General features: G+C 66.1%; 1 protein-coding gene. It reads left to right on the forward strand.

What is annotated here, in order from left to right; translation table 11 throughout:
* Nucleotides 1–133: 133 nt before the first annotated feature.
* The coding region (locus NX782_RS26255; protein WP_258848446.1) for a DUF1565 domain-containing protein at nucleotides 134–949 on the forward strand (816 nt) is incomplete at its 3' end.

Raw genomic sequence — 949 nt, forward strand, 5'->3', positions numbered from 1 at the left:
ACGCTCAGCCGAGCACCAGCAAGACCTTTGATTCACGCGTCCGCGGCAGCCCGCTGCGGACTTCCCTTGCCCCCGCATCCACACGGCCCTTTTTAGTTGCCGCAGGGGCGCTTATGCACCTAAGGAATGTAGAATGAAAAAGCAAGCTTCGTTTTCCCCGGCCCTCCGTATCAACGCACTGCTGTGCTGCAGCGCCGCTGTTCTCCTGAGCGCCTGCGGCGGTAACGCCGACCTGGGCGCCGCAGCCGGCAGCCAGACCGCCGCCGCCATCACCAGCAGCGTCGATGCCGCCACCGGCAGCGCCGTGGAACCGAACGCTACCGATGCAGCTGCTTCGCAAGCATCGAGCGCCCCGGCCAATTTCGCCATGCAGGGCTACGACGCCCAGCCGGCGTCGAACCAGCCGCGTCTGCTGGCCAGCATCACCTCGTCGGCAACGACCGGCACCCCGACCCAGCAGGTCACCGAGCTGTACCGTACCGTGCTCAAGCGCGAGCCGGATTCGGGCGGCCTGGCTTACTGGAGCAACCTGGTCGCTTCGGGCGTGCCGCTGAGCTTCGTCGAATCGGAGTTCAAGGCAACCCAGGAATACGCCAACCTGCAGGCAGCCACCGGTACCGTGACCATCGCCGCGACCACGACCCCGGCCACCACCTATAACTATTACGTTTCGCCGACCGGTTCGGACACTGCCGCCGGCACCAAGGCAGCACCGTTCAAGACCCTGGCCCGCGCAGCGAAAGCCGCGACCAAGGCCAGCACCACCGTCTGGGTGGCACCGGGCACCTACGCCGGCGGCATCAAGACCACCGCCAACGGCACCGCCAGCGGCCGTATCTACTGGGTCTCGACCACCAAGTGGGGCGCCAAGATCGTGCCGCCGTCGAGCTCGAGCAACAACAACGCCTGGGACAACCGCGGCAACTACGTCAGCATCATCGGCTTCGAC

Origin of the sequence: Massilia norwichensis, assembly GCF_024753245.1 — a bacterium.
GTDB classification, from domain to species: Bacteria; Pseudomonadota; Gammaproteobacteria; order Burkholderiales; family Burkholderiaceae_D; genus Telluria; species Telluria norwichensis.